Source organism: Shewanella marisflavi (genome assembly GCF_023283925.1).
GTDB lineage: Bacteria > Pseudomonadota > Gammaproteobacteria > Enterobacterales > Shewanellaceae > Shewanella > Shewanella marisflavi.
The window spans coordinates 120,653-135,489 of the sequence record NZ_JAKIKX010000007.1; the positions used below are offsets into that span (position 1 = coordinate 120,653).

General features: G+C 51.6%; 14 protein-coding genes. 9 read left to right on the forward strand and 5 right to left on the reverse strand.

Annotated elements, in window-relative coordinates:
- Positions 1-49: 49 nt before the first annotated feature.
- Positions 50-175, reverse strand: coding sequence for a hypothetical protein (locus L2712_RS19135; RefSeq protein WP_258311744.1), 126 nt, complete (start codon positions 173-175; stop codon positions 50-52).
- 265 nt (positions 176-440) lie between these two features.
- On the opposite strand from L2712_RS19135, the gene L2712_RS14465 reads away from it, so the two are divergent.
- The 6 genes from L2712_RS14465 (at position 441) to rraB (ending at position 5,161) form a co-directional block, all read left to right on the forward strand.
- Positions 441-737 carry an ABC-type zinc uptake system zinc chaperone gene (locus tag L2712_RS14465; protein WP_140946856.1) on the forward strand — a complete coding sequence of 99 codons (297 nt, stop codon included), beginning with the start codon at positions 441-443 and terminating at the stop codon, positions 735-737.
- 74 nt (positions 738-811) lie between these two features.
- Positions 812-2,005, forward strand: a complete 1,194-nt coding sequence (locus tag L2712_RS14470) for a membrane protein (RefSeq protein WP_033539026.1) — start codon at positions 812-814, stop codon at positions 2,003-2,005.
- A complete protein-coding gene (locus tag L2712_RS14475) occupies positions 1,989-2,900 on the forward strand; it encodes a metal ABC transporter solute-binding protein, Zn/Mn family (protein ID WP_088903708.1) in 912 nt (303 codons plus the stop codon). Before L2712_RS14470 ends, L2712_RS14475 begins: the two co-directional genes overlap by 17 nt.
- A 61-nt stretch (positions 2,901-2,961) precedes the next feature.
- Positions 2,962-3,741, forward strand: coding sequence for a metal ABC transporter permease (locus L2712_RS14480; RefSeq protein ID WP_088903709.1), 780 nt, complete (start codon positions 2,962-2,964; stop codon positions 3,739-3,741).
- A 247-nt stretch (positions 3,742-3,988) separates the two neighbouring features.
- Positions 3,989-4,720 carry a 1-acylglycerol-3-phosphate O-acyltransferase gene (locus L2712_RS14485; protein ID WP_033539023.1) on the forward strand — a complete coding sequence of 244 codons (732 nt, stop codon included), beginning with the start codon at positions 3,989-3,991 and terminating at the stop codon, positions 4,718-4,720.
- Between the two features lie 30 nt (positions 4,721-4,750).
- Positions 4,751-5,161, forward strand: a complete 411-nt coding sequence (rraB, locus tag L2712_RS14490; protein WP_033539022.1) for a ribonuclease E inhibitor RraB — start codon at positions 4,751-4,753, stop codon at positions 5,159-5,161.
- Between the two features lie 57 nt (positions 5,162-5,218).
- Here the strand turns inward: rraB and L2712_RS14495 are convergent, their stop codons facing one another.
- Both L2712_RS14495 and L2712_RS14500 read right to left on the reverse strand, forming a co-directional pair.
- Complete coding sequence (locus L2712_RS14495) at positions 5,219-6,193, reverse strand: GGDEF domain-containing protein (RefSeq protein WP_248978183.1); 975 nt, start codon at positions 6,191-6,193, stop codon at positions 5,219-5,221.
- A 14-nt stretch (positions 6,194-6,207) separates the two neighbouring features.
- Entirely contained in the window at positions 6,208-7,203 is a 996-nt protein-coding gene (locus tag L2712_RS14500) for a response regulator (protein ID WP_088903711.1), read from the reverse strand.
- A gap of 379 nt (positions 7,204-7,582) precedes the next feature.
- Between L2712_RS14500 and L2712_RS14505 the strand changes: the two genes are divergently transcribed.
- Entirely contained in the window at positions 7,583-8,392 is an 810-nt protein-coding gene (locus tag L2712_RS14505) for a crotonase/enoyl-CoA hydratase family protein (RefSeq protein WP_033539019.1), read from the forward strand.
- Positions 8,393-8,514: 122 nt separating this feature from the next.
- Positions 8,515-9,012 carry a YqhA family protein gene (locus L2712_RS14510; protein ID WP_033539018.1) on the forward strand — a complete coding sequence of 166 codons (498 nt, stop codon included), beginning with the start codon at positions 8,515-8,517 and terminating at the stop codon, positions 9,010-9,012.
- A 10-nt stretch (positions 9,013-9,022) separates the two neighbouring features.
- Here L2712_RS14510 and L2712_RS14515 read toward each other — a convergent pair whose 3' ends face one another.
- Positions 9,023-9,871, reverse strand: a complete 849-nt coding sequence (locus tag L2712_RS14515; RefSeq protein WP_248978184.1) for a DUF3530 family protein — start codon at positions 9,869-9,871, stop codon at positions 9,023-9,025.
- 150 nt (positions 9,872-10,021) lie between these two features.
- A complete protein-coding gene (gene rapA / locus L2712_RS14520; protein ID WP_248978185.1) occupies positions 10,022-12,928 on the reverse strand; it encodes an RNA polymerase-associated protein RapA in 2,907 nt (968 codons plus the stop codon).
- A gap of 354 nt (positions 12,929-13,282) precedes the next feature.
- Between rapA and L2712_RS14525 the strand changes: the two genes are divergently transcribed.
- Positions 13,283-14,677 (forward strand): PhoH family protein, encoded by a 1,395-nt coding sequence (locus L2712_RS14525; RefSeq protein WP_248978186.1) that lies wholly within the window; start codon positions 13,283-13,285, stop codon positions 14,675-14,677.
- The last annotated feature ends 160 nt before the right edge of the window (positions 14,678-14,837 follow it).

A 14,837-nucleotide genomic window follows, 5' to 3' on the forward strand; every position in this document is an offset into this window, starting at 1 on the left:
CGGGTGGGATCGCTGGCCGGGACCAGCGAAAAGCGATTTATTCGACGGCTTATTCAATCACCTGGACTTGGGCTTCGAGTGCTGACTCGACATAGTAGATGCCACCTAAGATGGCGATAAAGAAAATCGATGTCCAAAACAGGAGTTTGAAATTCTCACGAAAAAATTCTTTCATGCTGGTATTTTCCTTTAGCCGTCAATATTGTCTGGGGGCAGATTCCCCCTTCAGTTTATGAAACTTATATTAGTGTGGGTAACTTAAGTCAGACTTAATTTTAGCCAGGCCACTGTGACAGGGAACACGCTTTGGCGCTACATGTAAGTAAAATATTAGAATAACTTTTGTTACATTCCACTCCGATGCGCTGCCAATTCTGGCTTGACTTCATTTCTCTTATCCCTAAACTTGGTCGCAATTTCAATGTTCACAGCATGAGCACATGGCAATGACGGTTAAAGGCAAAGTAAGAGGAGTAGCGATATGGCTTAGTGCCCTATTGTTCTGCTTGTCTGTCTTGGCTCCGGCTCACAGCCTAGAACATATAGATGATGATGGTGCGAAGACACACTGCACCTTATGTATCCAAAAACTGCAGTTAAACAGTGCCTTACCTGTAGGTGAGTTCAGTTTTAGTCTGCCTAGTCTCTCGGTGGAAGCGCCGCAGCGTGAGCTGTTAGGTTCTGCTAGCGTCCATGTCGTTTATTTCCAGAGTCGCGCTCCGCCAGCGCATTCGTAATACCTAAAAAAATCAATATTTTATTACTCTGCGCCAATTGGCAGCAGAGTCGTTTGTGTATTTTTGGAGATATTATGATGAATTTGAATGCTCGCTATTCAGCAATCGCGCTTGCCTGTGCACTGGTCCCGAGCCTGAGTTTTGCTGCCGATCCTACTCTGACTAATCCGGCGATCAGCGCCGTGCTCGATGGCTACTATCAGAGCGGCGAACGTCCTATGGCAGAACGTGTCGAAGGTTTTGGCCTGGGCCATACTGAGTTAGCACTGAGTGCCAATATCGATGATATGTTTTATGGCAAGTTGACGGCTATTCTCGAGATACATGAAGGTGAAACTGAATTGGGGCTCGAAGAGGCCTTTATTCAGACGCTAGCTATGCCTGGTGGCTTCTCCATACGTGGCGGTCGTTTCCTGTCAGATATTGGTTACCTGAATAACCAGCATGTGCATACAGATGCCTTCTCTGATCGTCCTGCGGCTTACCGTGCCTTTTTAGGCAGCCATTACTTTGATGACGGTGTGCGCCTGGATTATGTGGCACCCACAGATCTTTATTGGACCTTGGGTATCGAGGCCTTTAAAGGTGATGGTATGCGCGCCGAAGATGAGCATGGTGAGCGCGAATTTAAGAATGTGGGTGTGTATACGGCCTATACTAAGCTCGGTGGCGATATCGGTGTGAGCAGCTCATGGCTACTGGGCCTGAGCTACCTGCGCAATGAAAATGGCCGTTTGACCGCCGAGGAAGAGCATGAAGAGGTGGTGGTCGAAGAGGAGGGCCATGATCATAGCCATGTGGCCAAGTATACGGGTGAGAACACCTATATCGCTGATTTCGTTTATAAGTGGGCGCCTCAAGGCAACTATAAGTATCAGCATCTGACCCTGAGCGGCGAGTATTTCCGTGTCAGTGATTATGCCCCTGCGGACGACCATGACCAAGAGATAGCCGAGGATCACGATACGTCAAAGCCCGATGCACACACAGGTTGGTATGTCAGTACTGTCTACCAGTTCTCGCCTAACTGGTCGGCGGGTCTGCGTTATGGTCAGGTCGATACTCACCTGCTGCATGATGAGCACTTCGATGCCCAAAAACTGAAAGAGACTGAGGTCAGCCTAGCCTGGCATCACAGTCATTTCTCAACGGTACGCCTGCAATATACCAATCAGCAAGGCACTAATTTTGAAGGTATTTCAGACGATAATATTATTACGCTTCAATATGTTATGACTCTGGGGGCTCACGGTGCGCATCAATTCTAACTATCTTAAGGCTGGCGCTGCGGCGCTGGCGCTGAGCTTTGCCTGCAGCGCGCAGGCAAAACTGAATATTTTTGCCTGCGAACCTGAATATGCCGCTTTGGCCAAGGAGTTGGCGCCAGATGCTAAGATCTACGCCGCGACGACGGCGATGCAAGATCCTCATCAGGTACAGGCAAGGCCTAGTTTGATTGCTAAGATGCGCCAGGCGGATCTTGCGGTGTGCGCCGGCGCCGATCTCGAAGTCGGTTGGTTGCCTATGCTGCAGATGAAATCGGCCAACGCCCAGGTGCGCTCAACCGATAAGGGACTCTTCTTTGCTGCAGAGCATACTCAGACCTTAGATCAACTCGATAAGGTGGATCGCAGCATGGGGGATGTGCATTCTCAGGGAAATCCTCATTTGCATTTTGACCCTGAGCGTCTGCTGGAAGTGGCGAGCGCGCTGTCGGCTAAAATGGTGCAGCTTGACCCTGACAACCGTGCGGCCTATGAGTCGGCCTTGGCTGGTTTTAGCCAGCGTTGGCAGGAAGCTATTCCCCGTTGGCAATCTCTGGCGGCACCACTTAAGGACAAGAAGGTGATCGCTTATCACACTAGCTTCCGTTACTTGTTCAATTGGTTGGGTTTGGAGCAGGTTGGCGATCTCGAGCCTAAGCCTGGATTGCCGCCAAGCACAGGACACCTGGCGCACCTGCAGGGGCGAGCCCAGCAGGGAGATGTGATGGCGATTATTGTCGCCTCCTATCAGGATGAACGTGGTGCACACTGGTTAGGAGAGCGTACAGGCTTGCCTGTGGTAACCTTGCCTATGTCAGTTGGCGGCAACGATGACGCTCAGGATCTATTTGGCCTGTATGAGAGCGTGATCCATTTGCTACTCGGTGTGAACCACTAATCCAGAGCCAAGACGGCGCCGAGCAATCGGCGTCGTTGTCAGCTTTTATCGGTACCCAATCATGTTTGATCTCGATATCTTGTCTATTTTGTTACCCGCTCTGGCCGCGGGGATCTTGGTGCTTTCCACCCATGTGCTGCTGGGCAGTCAGGTATTAAAACGTGGCATCATCTTTATCGATCTGGCGATTGCTCAGGTGGCGGCTTTGGGGGCTATCATAGGCCACACTAATCATGAGCTGGAGCACCTGCCTTACGCCAATGTCTGGATGCCGGCACTGTTTGCCTTGCTTGGGGCGGGGTTTATCGCCTGGTTAGCAAAGCGTATGGCCGATGAACTGGAGGCGATTATCGGCTGTTTCTATGTGTTGTCGGCGGTGGCGGCTATGCTGCTGCTCTCCAATGACCCCCATGGGGCCGAGATGTTAAAACAGTTGATGTCGGGGCAGATCCTTTGGGTTACCTGGTCGCAATTGGCATTACCTGCCGTGGTGTCGGCGTTGGTATTGGCCGTGATTGCCATCAGGCCTGCGATACTCAATGGTGGTGGATTCTATCTCCTGTTTGCTCTGGTGATCACCCTGTCGGTGGAGTTGGTGGGGGTCTATCTGGTCTTCAGCTCGCTGATCTTGCCGGCGTTGGCGGTTAACAAGATGCAGGGCAAAATCAGATGGCCGATGGCTTATCTGGTTGGCCTATTAGGCTATGGGGTCGGTCTGTTTTTATCGGCCAGTTTTGACCTGCCTAGTGGCGCGGCGATTGTTGCCACCTTGGCGGTGAGTGCCGTGCTATTTCGTCTGCTGCAGCCTAAGTTGTTTCGAGAAAGCTCGATTACAAAGTAAAAGGCTAACGAGTAAATTCGATATAAAAAGCCCTTGATGTGAAATAAGCGGGAGTTGCCCATGGGGTGATTCTCGCTTTTTTTTCTCGAAACCATTCGCTGATAATTTCTTTTTCGCTGATATTTCCAAGGCTTAATAGAGCAATAACCGCTGGGCGTGGCGCTGGGTGAATGTGAGCTTAAGACTACAGGTGTAAGTCAAAAAAGCTGCTGCTATAATGTCGCCACTGAAATCACAGGAGTAAGTTGTGCTGTTAATCTTCAGATCTCTGATCTTAGCCATCATGTTGTTGCTGGCTTTTGTCTTTGGTGGTCTCTATTGTCTGTTGCGCCCGCGCCATAGAGACAATGTGCACCTGTTTGCCAAGCTTTTTTCCTGGGCCGCACCAGTACTGGGTGTAAAAGTGGTAGTGCGTAAGCCTAAGGTGGAGCCCAGCGAGCCCTGTATCTTTCTGGCGAATCACCAGAATAATTTCGATATGTTTACCCATACGGCTGCCGTGCCTAAGGGGACAGTCAGTCTGGGCAAGAAGAGTCTGGCCTGGATACCGTTTTTCGGTCAGATCTATTGGCTGTCGGGCAATATTTTGATCGATCGTAATAACCGTAATCGTGCCTTCGAGACGATGGCGCAGACGGCGAAGAAGATTAAAGAAAAGTGCCTTTCAATCTGGATCTTCCCTGAGGGAACGCGCTCCCGTGGTAAGGGGCTGTTGCCTTTTAAGTCGGGCGCTTTCCATACCGCCATCGAAGCCGGTGTGGCTATGGTGCCAGTGCTGGCCTCTAACCAAGAGCATATTAAGCTTAATCGTTGGAACAATGGCGTAGTGATCATCGAGGTGATGGATCCGATAGAGACCAAGGGGCTTGCCAAGTCACAGGTCAAGGAGCTTTCTACTCGAATTCATGCCATGATGTCGGAAAAACTGGCTCAGCTTAATCAGGAAGCTGGTGCCTTGATGGCCAAGAAAGCTATTTAATTTAGAACACTATTTTATTCGGAGAGATCCATGTCTACAGAACGTCAGTTGCAGGAACAGAAGCAGGAAAATCAGGAGATCGTCGATGCGATTCTTGCCGATGGTTCTGAGCCAGATGCTGAATACACCATAGAACATCATTTTTCAGCGTCTAACTTCGACAGACTGGAGAAGGCTGCCGTTGAGGCCTTTAAGATGGGGTTTGAAGTTAACGATGCCGAAGAGATGGAGCTTGAAGATGGTTCTGTGATCTTCTGTTTCGACGCTATCGCCCATCATAAGTTGGATGTCGCTTTATTGGATAAGGCCTGTGAGGATTTGATCCAACTGGCAGCCAAATTAAAAGTCGATTATGACGGTTGGGGCACTTACTTCATCGGTGATGACGCCGAGCTGGATGACGATGAAGAGTATGAAGAGGAAGACTCTCGCTTCCACTAAGCATAGTCTTGCTCGTCTGCCACAAAAAAGCCCATCATTGATGGGCTTTTTTGTGGCTCATTTGGCTGGGTTATCGGGGGTGAAGATGACGCTGCAGTTACGTCCCTGTTGCTTGGCCTGGTAGAGGGCGTTGTCTGCCTGGGCGAGCCACTGGGCACTATTGCTCAGCTGATCATCTATGCCGCAGATCCCTATGCTTACCGTCACCTTGAGGATGACGCTTTCAAACCTGAGTTCGGATGCGGCAATTTTCTCACGTAGGCGATCGGCAAAGTAGAGTGCCGAGTCGGCATTGGTGTTTGACAGCACCACGGAAAACTCTTCACCACCGTAACGTCCGGCACAATCGGTTTCGCGCAGTGACTGACGCAGTATGTGGGACACATGCTGGATAACTTTGTCACCGGCAATGTGACCATAGGTGTCATTGATCCGTTTGAAATGGTCAATATCTAACATCACTAGTGTTGTGGGGTCACCGTAGCGGGTATGGCGGTCAAACTCCTTCTGCATACAGAGCTGCCAGTGACGGCGGTTATGCAGCTGGGTCAGGCCATCTGTCTGGCTCAGGTGTTCCAAGCGTTCGTTGGCCGCCTTGAGCTGCAACTTGTTGATCGCCACGTCGGTGACATCATAGATGATCATACTGATATGGGTGATCTGGCCGGTCAGCGAAGAGAGCGGCAGCAGGGTAACATTCTGGTACATAAAGTCGGCGCGGCCTGTAATGGGGCGGTAGTTACCGAACTGAAACACATAAGGGCGCTGCTCCCAGCTGATAAAGGCGCGGTTCTTGAGGAGAAATACCGATTCCATCTTCTGCTTTAGCCAAGTGGCGGGCAGGTAATCGAACTGATCAAACAGGTTTTTACCTTTGATCGAGTTGGGGGAGATACCGCTGTGGTTCTCCATGAATCCATTCCAAAGTTGGATGTTGTAGTTGCGATCAAGCACCACCAAGCCAACCTCTATGGTTTGCACCATATCAATTAGCCAGTGGAGCTCGTTCATCGCGCTTTGGTCATATGCCATGTTTAAAATCCAGCTTAATCCAGCAGATAGCCAAGCTTATAGTTAAGCGTTGGCAGTGACTCTTCGGTAAACAGCAGCAGAAGGTCACATTGAATATCATGGCCTTCGATACGGTAGTTGATCTCCATCGCCAGGGTCCGTGCCCATTTTTCCGAATTGTCGTGAATAAGATCGTTTACCGTGCAGTGACGGCCCAGCACCACAGGATGGCTCTGGCTAAACTTCATGTGTAATTGTTCTGAGATGCCGCTAAGAAAAGCGCCGATCAACACATTGCCTGTGTCTATCATCACTTCGATTTCGGTATTGGTGTCTTCCGGGTTCGCCAGTCCCATCAGTTTGGCCATATCCTGGAAGGAGGAGTCGTGAAACAGCAGCAGTGCTTCCCCCGCGACGCCAGCGCCAATAAACCCTTGGCACAGGGCGGAGACAGTACCGTACTGCTCAGTGGCCTTGAGGGTCATGGTCAGCTCGCTGACTTCCAGCACATTGACATTGGGGATAGGCAAGAGCACAAAGACATCCAGCAGCTTGGCCAGTAGATCGGCGGCACGGCCCATAGCGACGTTCGCCACCTCCTGACAGGCATCACGCAGATCCACTTCTATCATGGGGGTGTCGCTGTCCAGATCGCCCAGGGCGATGGTGAGAATGCCATATTCTTGCAGTATGTTGCTGATAGCGTCGGCACTGACCGGCTTCTGGATAAAATCCAGCGCGCCTAGGGCTTTTACCTTTTCATGGGCCTTGATCTGTATGTCGCCTGACACCACGATCACTAAGGCGGGGAGATCTTCTTTTTGAATGGTTTCCAGTACCTCATAACCATCCATGACAGGCATGTTGAGATCCAGAAAGACGACTTCGCCTTTGCCGGCCCTGATCGCCTCAATCCCTTCGGCACCGTTATTGGCGAAGGTGATCTCGACATCCCACTCTTTTGGCAGGGTTCTGGCCATCTGCTTGCGGGCGAGAGCTGAGTCATCGCATATGAGTACGGGAATCGACATCTAGTTATAACATCCTCATCTGCCTTTACTCTTGAAGATAACACCAAATCGCTTACTTGGTATTTAAAAGCTTCATCCAGAGGCAGTATTTATTGGTTTGTCTGAGGTAAATTTTGGGCTTAATGGGGGGCTCTGCCGATATATTTAGCCGAAGGATCTACCCGAGCTGTGACCATTTGAATCTTTCCGTGGCAACAGAAATGACACCTTCTGTCCTAATGTCATTATCTATCAGCTTGATTAACTGACGTAAACTGCGGGGTGACATTTTTTTGACAATCGTCAAAAATTGTTGCCATGTTATAACTTTTAGGGATATTTGCCAAATGTGTTACATTCCTTCTGGACTGACCAGTAGCAGGTTTTGAGGAGTAAAGGAATGCAACATCCCCATGTCACACTGACCATAGAACAGGGCATCGCCTGGGTAGAGCTGTCACGGCCAGAAAAATACAACGCACTCAATTATGCTTTGTTTGAGTCTATCGTTAAGGTGCAGAAAATTATCGCGAAACGCCGTGATGTGCGGGCAGTGATCTTAACTGGCAGTGGCGGTAATTTCTGCTCAGGGCTCGATGTAGGCAGTGTAATGAAATCGCCTATGCAGGCGATTAAACTCCTGTTCAAATGGCTACCGGGCAATGCCAACCTGGCTCAGCGGGTTTCTATTGGCTGGCGCCGACTGCCTGTACCTGTGATCTGTGTGCTCGAAGGGATCTGTTACGGCGGGGGAACCCAGATAGCCTTAGGCGCAGATATGCGTATCGCTGCGCCCGATTGCCGCCTCTCTATCATGGAAGCGAAATGGGGTCTGGTGCCCGATATGGCCGGATTGGTGGGGCTTAGGGAGCTGGTGGGTAAGGATATCGCTATGCAACTGACCATGAGCGCCGAGGTGATCGATGCCGAGCAGGCCAAGGCTTTTGGCCTGGTGACTCAGGTGAGCGAGTCGCCGCGAGAGGCCGCTAAGGCACTGGCCCTGCAACTGTCTACGACCTCTCCCGATGCCATTGCGGCGATTAAGTTGAGCATCAATAAGAGCTGGCGCGCCGGTGAGCGTAGCCTGTTGGCACGGGAATCCTTGAGTCAGGTACGTCTATTGCTGGGTAAGAACCGGGTTATCGCGGCCCTACGTCAGACTAAAGATCCCGACCGTCCTTACCGCATTCGCCAAGCCTGGTGGCGTTAAGGCTGTGATGTATAAGTTAATTTCACTGTGATCTGCTTCACACAACGCTGTGCCGGGCAAGACGAAGTTGCTGAGGGCCGCTAGTATCCCGCTGCCAAATTTTGATAAAGGATACAAGCATAATGCGACAAGGGTTTGAACGATTTCTCTGGAGTAGCCGCCTCTCTGTGATGATAGGGGTGTTTGCCTGCGTGTTGGCGGCCTTTGTGGTGTTTATCATGGGGATCAAGGATGCGGTCCATATGATTGATCTGCTATGGGAATATGTGCTGACGGGTAGCTACGATGTGCGCAACGATCTCGTGATGGTGGTGGTGGAGATTTTAGATACCTTCCTGCTGGGCTCTGTGTTGCTGATTTTTGCCTTCGGTCTGTATGAACTGTTTATCAGTAACCTGCAGGCGGCAGAAGATAGTGTCGCCGGTGGCAAGATCTTAGTGATTAGCAGCATAGATTCGCTTAAGAGCAAGCTGGGTAAAGTGATCCTTATGATGTTGATCATTAAGGTGTTCTCTTACTTTAGCGAGATGAAGCCCACCTCAATGCTCGAACTGCTCTATATGGGCGTCATCGTGGTGTTGATCGCGCTGGCCTTGATGCTGAGTAAAGATAAGAAATAATCTTAAGCCTTTAGGGATTTGCTCGCTGGATACGCTGGGCGAATCCCTGAACCAAGGTCAATACCTCCTGCCAGGCGGTGGGCTGATCGAGATTCAGCGCCAGCAGTTGCTGTTCATAGCGCAAAGGCTGTCCCATAGGTGAGAGGGCTTTGCGCACTTGCTGGGTCGTCAATGAGGCGGGAAAGGCATCGGGCGATTGAATGTCCAACACTGGCAGTTCAAGTTTGGCCAAGATTGTGGGTAATTCGCGATTTTCCGCTTCTAGCTCAAGGTAGGGGTTGATCACTACTAGTAGATCTGGGCTAGGTAGCGCCGCGCCTGCCAGCATTTCAATAACCAGTCCTGCACTCTGCCCATTAGCGATCAAGATTCGCTTCCCCGGATAGGCCTGACCTAAGCTGTCGAGTTGGTTCAGGGTCTGACTCAACTGTTGTTTCTGCTTCTCTCTGAGCGCTGCCCAGGCTTGCTGGCTGTATTTAGGCAGGCTTTGATTGCCCTTTTCGCTGAGCTGCTGCTCACCCGGTTTGGGGATCTCACCGGCATCGGTAATATGGTTAGGCTGTACCGCATTCTCTGGCGCCTCAATGCTTAAGGTCGCCCAGCCCTTGGGGGCGAGTTGACGCCTGAGAAAGGCCACTAGCCCATCTGGATCGGCATCTTCCCCCAAGTCTCCCAGCAATATTGCCGCGCCATGTTGATGGCGGCCCAGCCAGGGACGAATCAGTACCGCTTGCTCCTGCTCACCTAGTTTAATCTTAGTCACCTCCTTGGGTGGCAGATAATCATAATCGGACGCGGCATTGCTTTGGGCAAGGACGAACAGGGGGAGTAGGCTTAAGAGTATGGTGCGTAGATTCATCGGCGATTAGGCAATATGGCTAGGGTTAAATAGGGTTGGCTATGGCCTCAGTATAAGCCTAAGTGCTTGCCGTTGGCGATAAAATGAGGAAGAAAGAAGAGGGCACCGACCAGAAAGGTCAGTGCCATCAGGAGAGGCTTAGAGGCCCAGTTAGGCGTGGCTGACCAGCACCAGACGCACGGCGTCCAGTTGTAGCAGACAACCATCCAGGTAGTTGTTGAGCTCACTCATCTGATTTCTCAGGTGCTCAAGCTCCTCGTTACGAATGTTGGGGTTAACCGCTTTTAGCGCCTCAAGACGTTCCAGCTCGCCAGTGAGCTGCTGGGTCATCTTACTTCTGGCTTCGTCGGTCAGTTGTTGCAGCGCCGCCTGGGCAAACTCTTCACCCTTGGCAAACAAGGGGTGCAGCAGGGTTTGTGAGGCATTCACCAACTTGCTGGCGATATGACGATTGACCGCGCTGAGCTGCTTGTCGAAGTTTTCATAGCTGACATTCTCCGACAGGTTATTGCCATTCTTATCCAGTAACACGCGCACCGGAGTCGGTGGCATGTAACGGTAAAGCTGGCTGGCCTTGGGCGCCGAGGCGTCGGCCATATAGATCAGCTCCAGGAAGATGGTGCCCGCAGGTAGCGCCTTGTTCTTGAGCACCGCCACGCTGGTAGTACCGGTTTCCGAAGAGGTGATCAGATCCAGCCCTGTCTGTACCAGAGGGTGTTCCTGAGTGATCAGCGCAATATCGTCCCGAGACAGCGCCATCTCACGATCGAAGGTGACGGTAATGCCATCTTCGGGCAGACCCGGATAGGTAGGGAACATCATATGCTCGCTCGGGTGCAGTACTATAGCGTTTTCACCGCTATCTTCCTGCTCTACGCCGATAATATCCCACAGACGGATCACCGAGCCGATAAGCCCTGTGTCTTGATCCCGCGCCGCCAGGCTCTCCACTAACTTAAGCGCCTTGTCGCCGCCGTGAGAGTTGATCTCCAGCAGCTTGTCTCTGCCCTGTTCCATCGCCTTTTTCAGCGCCTTGTAACGGGTCTGAGTGTGGTTAAGCAACTGGGTAAACTGGTCATCGTCACGGTAGACCAGTTGGGTCAACAGCTCTTCGGAAAATTCGTTGAACAGTATGTGGCCGGTTGGGCAGGTCTGCTCGAAGGCATTGAGCCCCTTGTGATACCAATTCATCAGGTTTTCCTGCGCAGTATTGGCCAGGTAGGGCAGATGGATCTCGACATCGTTGGCCTGACCGATACGGTCAAGACGGCCGATGCGCTGCTCCAGCAGATCTGGGTTAAGCGGTAGATCGAACAGCACCAGATGGCTGGCAAACTGGAAGTTACGACCTTCTGAGCCGATCTCACTACAGATCAGTGCCTGGGCGCCGCCAGTTTCCTGAGCAAAGTAGGCGCCTGCCTTGTCGCGTTCAATGATCGACATGCCTTCGTGGAATACGGTGGCTTGAATCCCTTCGCGGGTACGCAGTGCTTCTTCCAGGCTCAGGGCGGTTTCTGCCTGGCTGGCGATGATCAGCACCTTCTTGCTGCGGTGATTCTTTAGGAAGTCAATCAACCAATCGACCCTAGGATCAAACTTCCACCAACTGGCGCTGTCGCTCTCGAACGCCTGGTAAAGCTTCTCTGGGCTCAGGGCCTGTTTCACCTTGGCGGTGAGATCTGAGTCTGCGCCCATCATGGCCGAGACTCTGGCAGCCGTCTCATATTGAGTTGGCATGGTCTGCGGGTGAGCATGGAAGAGTCGGGTCGGGAAGCCCTTCACCGAGGCGCGGCTGTTGCGATAAAGCACGCGGCCGGTACCGTGTCTGTCTAACAGCTCCTGTAACAGCTCGCTACGTGCCTGTTCGCGCAGTTCGTCATCGACACTCTCATCTTCAATCAGACGCAGCGCCGGAGTGATATCTTTCTCGTTGAGCAGTTCGGTCAGGCTGGCAACGGCTTCGTCGGGCAGACGCTTACCGCTGGCGAGTGCATCGGCGGCGCTGGCTACCTCTTTATAGCTCTCCTCCTCTTTGAGGAAGGCCTGATAGTCGTAGAAACGATCTGGATCCAGCAGGCGCAGACGGGCGAAGTGACTCTGATGGCCCAGCTGATCTGGGGTCGCGGTCAGCAGCAGTACGCCGGGAACCACTTCACTCAGGGCTTCTACTACGCGGTAGGCGCGGCTCGGTGCCTCTTCGGTCCACTCCAGGTGGTGCGCCTCGTCAACGACCATAAGATCCCAGTCGGCATCCAGGGCTTGATCCAGGCGCTTCTTCTTACGCAGTAGCTCGAGTGAACAGATCACCAGCTGCTCTGTGTAGAAGGGGTTGTCATGGTCGGCGTAGGCCTCGACGCATCTGTCTTCGTCGAAGACCGAGAAGCGCAGGTTAAAGCGGCGCAGCATTTCGACTAACCACTGATGGCGCAATGTGTCTGGCACTATGATCAAGATACGTTCGGCGCGGCCGGTCAACAGTTGCTGATGTATGATGAGGCCCGCTTCGATGGTCTTACCTAGGCCCACCTCGTCGGCTAAAAGCACGCGCGGCGCAAAACGCTGGCCCACTTCATGGGCAATCCACTGCTGATGGGGGATAAGGCCAACACGCGGCCCCTGTAGGCCCAGCAGATCTGAGGTGGCTAGCTTGTGGCGTAGCAGCTGGCTCTGGTAGCGCACACCAAACCGGTCGAGACGATCGATCTGGCCGGCAAACAGTCTGTCCTGGGGCTTGTTGAAACGAATATTGTGGTTGAGCAGAGTCTCTCTCAGGCTGACCTGTTCACCAGTTTCACTGTGAATACCATGGTAGATCACCAGCTGGTCTTTCTCTTCCACCTGCTCGACTGTCAGGCTCCAGCCTTCGTGGCTTTCAACGGTATCGCCAGGGTTATAGATCACTCGGGTTAGCGGGGCATCGTCGCGGGCGAACATGCGGGTATCATCGGTGGCGGGAAACATCAGGGTAACCATACGGCCTTCTAATCCGACGACAGTACCTAAACCGAGTTCCGATTCGGTATCACTAATCCAACGTTGACCTAAGGAAAAGGGCATTTACAAATTCTCATCTACAGGGTGAATCACGAAAGGGCGCGTATGTTATCCAATCGAGACTATGATGTCGAACATATCTGCCCCGTAATTGCCTCGTTAAAAATTCTAATTAGATTACAAATTACCCAATCAGAACCACTGCGCCCGCCTTGTCATCTTATTGTCATTTTAGGCCACCAGTCTCGAATTGGGTCGGGCAATTTTATCGTTGAAGCCGTGAGATTTTGGTGTCAGTATGGATTTAACCCCTATGTGCTTTGTTGCGCATCACCAGACTGATAGAAAAGGAGGCTAATGACCCACTGAGTTTGCCCGACTAAAAAATATTATCCCCTACGCACAAGTGGAGGCGCCATGGAACAAAACGACAAGAAGTTGTTTGTACTGGATACCAATGTGTTACTGCATGAACCCTTAGCCATTTATTCGTTTAAGGAACATGATGTAGTTGTCCCCATGACTGTCCTTGAAGAGTTGGACCAGATCAAAGACAGAAAACGAGATGTTAGCCGAGATGCCCGAGTCGCCATTCGAGCATTGGAAGACATACTCGGCGGAAAGACCACCCCCGAAGAGATTATTAGCGGGGTGCTCCTGCCCAAACGTGAAGGACACGGTGACGCCATAGGTTCCCTCTCAATTTTCCCCGACCATCAACTCGAATTTACACAGGCATCCCTGCCTGGCGACAACAACGATAACCGCATCATTAACACCGCCCTGCATCTGCAAAAGCAGTTTGCCCCGCGCCACGTGGTGCTGGTCACTAAAGACATCAACATGCGCCTCAAGGCAAAAGGCGCTGGCATTAATCTGGTCGAAGACTATCGTACCGACCAACTGATCGATGATATCCGTTTTCTAACCAAGGGCTTCCATCAATTTGAGGGAGATTTCTGGGCGCGCAAAGAACATGTTAATACCGAGGGACAAGGCCGTCATACGGTGCACCGAGTGCCTGTTAAAGAGGTGGGTGAAGAGAACTTCTATACCAACCAATATCTGATCGACGAAGACTCTAACTTCTGCGGCAGGGTGCTGAGCAATAACGACCAGGAGCTGGAGATCTTAGATCTCGGCCGAGATCGCCTGCTTAACTTAGATGCCTGGGGAATTAAACCTAAGAATATCTATCAGGGGATGGCGTTGCAGGCACTGCTGGATCCGGATATCGATCTGGTGATCCTCACAGGTCCCGCAGGTTGTGGTAAGACGCTACTGGCGATGGCGGCGGCATTGGAGATGGTAGTAGAGCGCGGTCTCTATGAAAAGGTTATCGTCACCCGTAATACACCTGAGATCGCCGAGTCTATCGGCTTCCTGCCCGGTACCGAAGAGGAGAAGATGGCGCCTTGGCTCGCGGCCATTACCGATACCTTAGAGGTTCTGCATAAACATGATGTTAACCCAAGCGGCAGCATGAACTACATCATGGATAAGGCCAACATTCAGTTTAAATCGATTAACTTCATGCGCGGCCGCTCGATACAAAATTCCGTGGTATTACTGGATGAGTGTCAAAACCTGACGGCATCTCAGATCAAAACCATGATCACCCGTATGGGCGAGGGGACTAAGCTTATCTGTAGCGGTAACCTGGCGCAGATCGACTCTAACTATTTGACGGCGGTGACTTCAGGACTCACCTATATCGTCGAGCGTTTTAAAAACTTCGATGGCAGTGCCAACGTCTACCTTAATGGCGTGGTGCGTTCTCGTTTGGCAGAATTTGCCGAGGAAAACCTCTAGTGGGTGAAGACTAAAAGACTCCTTATTTGGAGTCTTTTGTCTAAATTTAGGCAGCCGGTCCAAGCGGATTAAGGCTGAAATACTTTGGGGTGTTTGCAGCTAACTCTTTGGCGGACTGAGATCATTCTGGCAAAAGCGGTCGCCCTTTGTATTCCATTGG

Excerpts from the sequence above, each read along its gene's own strand:
- L2712_RS19135 (WP_258311744.1), bottom strand. The coding sequence starts at position 175 with ATGAAAGAATTTTTTCGTGAGAATTTCAAACTCCTGTTTTGGACATCG.
- L2712_RS14465 (WP_140946856.1), top strand. The coding sequence starts at position 441 with ATGGCAATGACGGTTAAAGGCAAAGTAAGAGGAGTAGCGATATGGCTT.
- L2712_RS14470 (WP_033539026.1), top strand. The coding sequence starts at position 812 with ATGATGAATTTGAATGCTCGCTATTCAGCAATCGCGCTTGCCTGTGCA.
- L2712_RS14480 (WP_088903709.1), top strand. The coding sequence starts at position 2,962 with ATGTTTGATCTCGATATCTTGTCTATTTTGTTACCCGCTCTGGCCGCG.
- rraB (WP_033539022.1), top strand. The coding sequence starts at position 4,751 with ATGTCTACAGAACGTCAGTTGCAGGAACAGAAGCAGGAAAATCAGGAG.
- L2712_RS14495 (WP_248978183.1), bottom strand. The coding sequence starts at position 6,193 with ATGGCATATGACCAAAGCGCGATGAACGAGCTCCACTGGCTAATTGAT.
- L2712_RS14500 (WP_088903711.1), bottom strand. The coding sequence starts at position 7,203 with ATGTCGATTCCCGTACTCATATGCGATGACTCAGCTCTCGCCCGCAAG.
- L2712_RS14505 (WP_033539019.1), top strand. The coding sequence starts at position 7,583 with ATGCAACATCCCCATGTCACACTGACCATAGAACAGGGCATCGCCTGG.
- L2712_RS14510 (WP_033539018.1), top strand. The coding sequence starts at position 8,515 with ATGCGACAAGGGTTTGAACGATTTCTCTGGAGTAGCCGCCTCTCTGTG.
- L2712_RS14515 (WP_248978184.1), bottom strand. The coding sequence starts at position 9,871 with ATGAATCTACGCACCATACTCTTAAGCCTACTCCCCCTGTTCGTCCTT.
- rapA (WP_248978185.1), bottom strand. The coding sequence starts at position 12,928 with ATGCCCTTTTCCTTAGGTCAACGTTGGATTAGTGATACCGAATCGGAA.
- L2712_RS14525 (WP_248978186.1), top strand. The coding sequence starts at position 13,283 with ATGGAACAAAACGACAAGAAGTTGTTTGTACTGGATACCAATGTGTTA.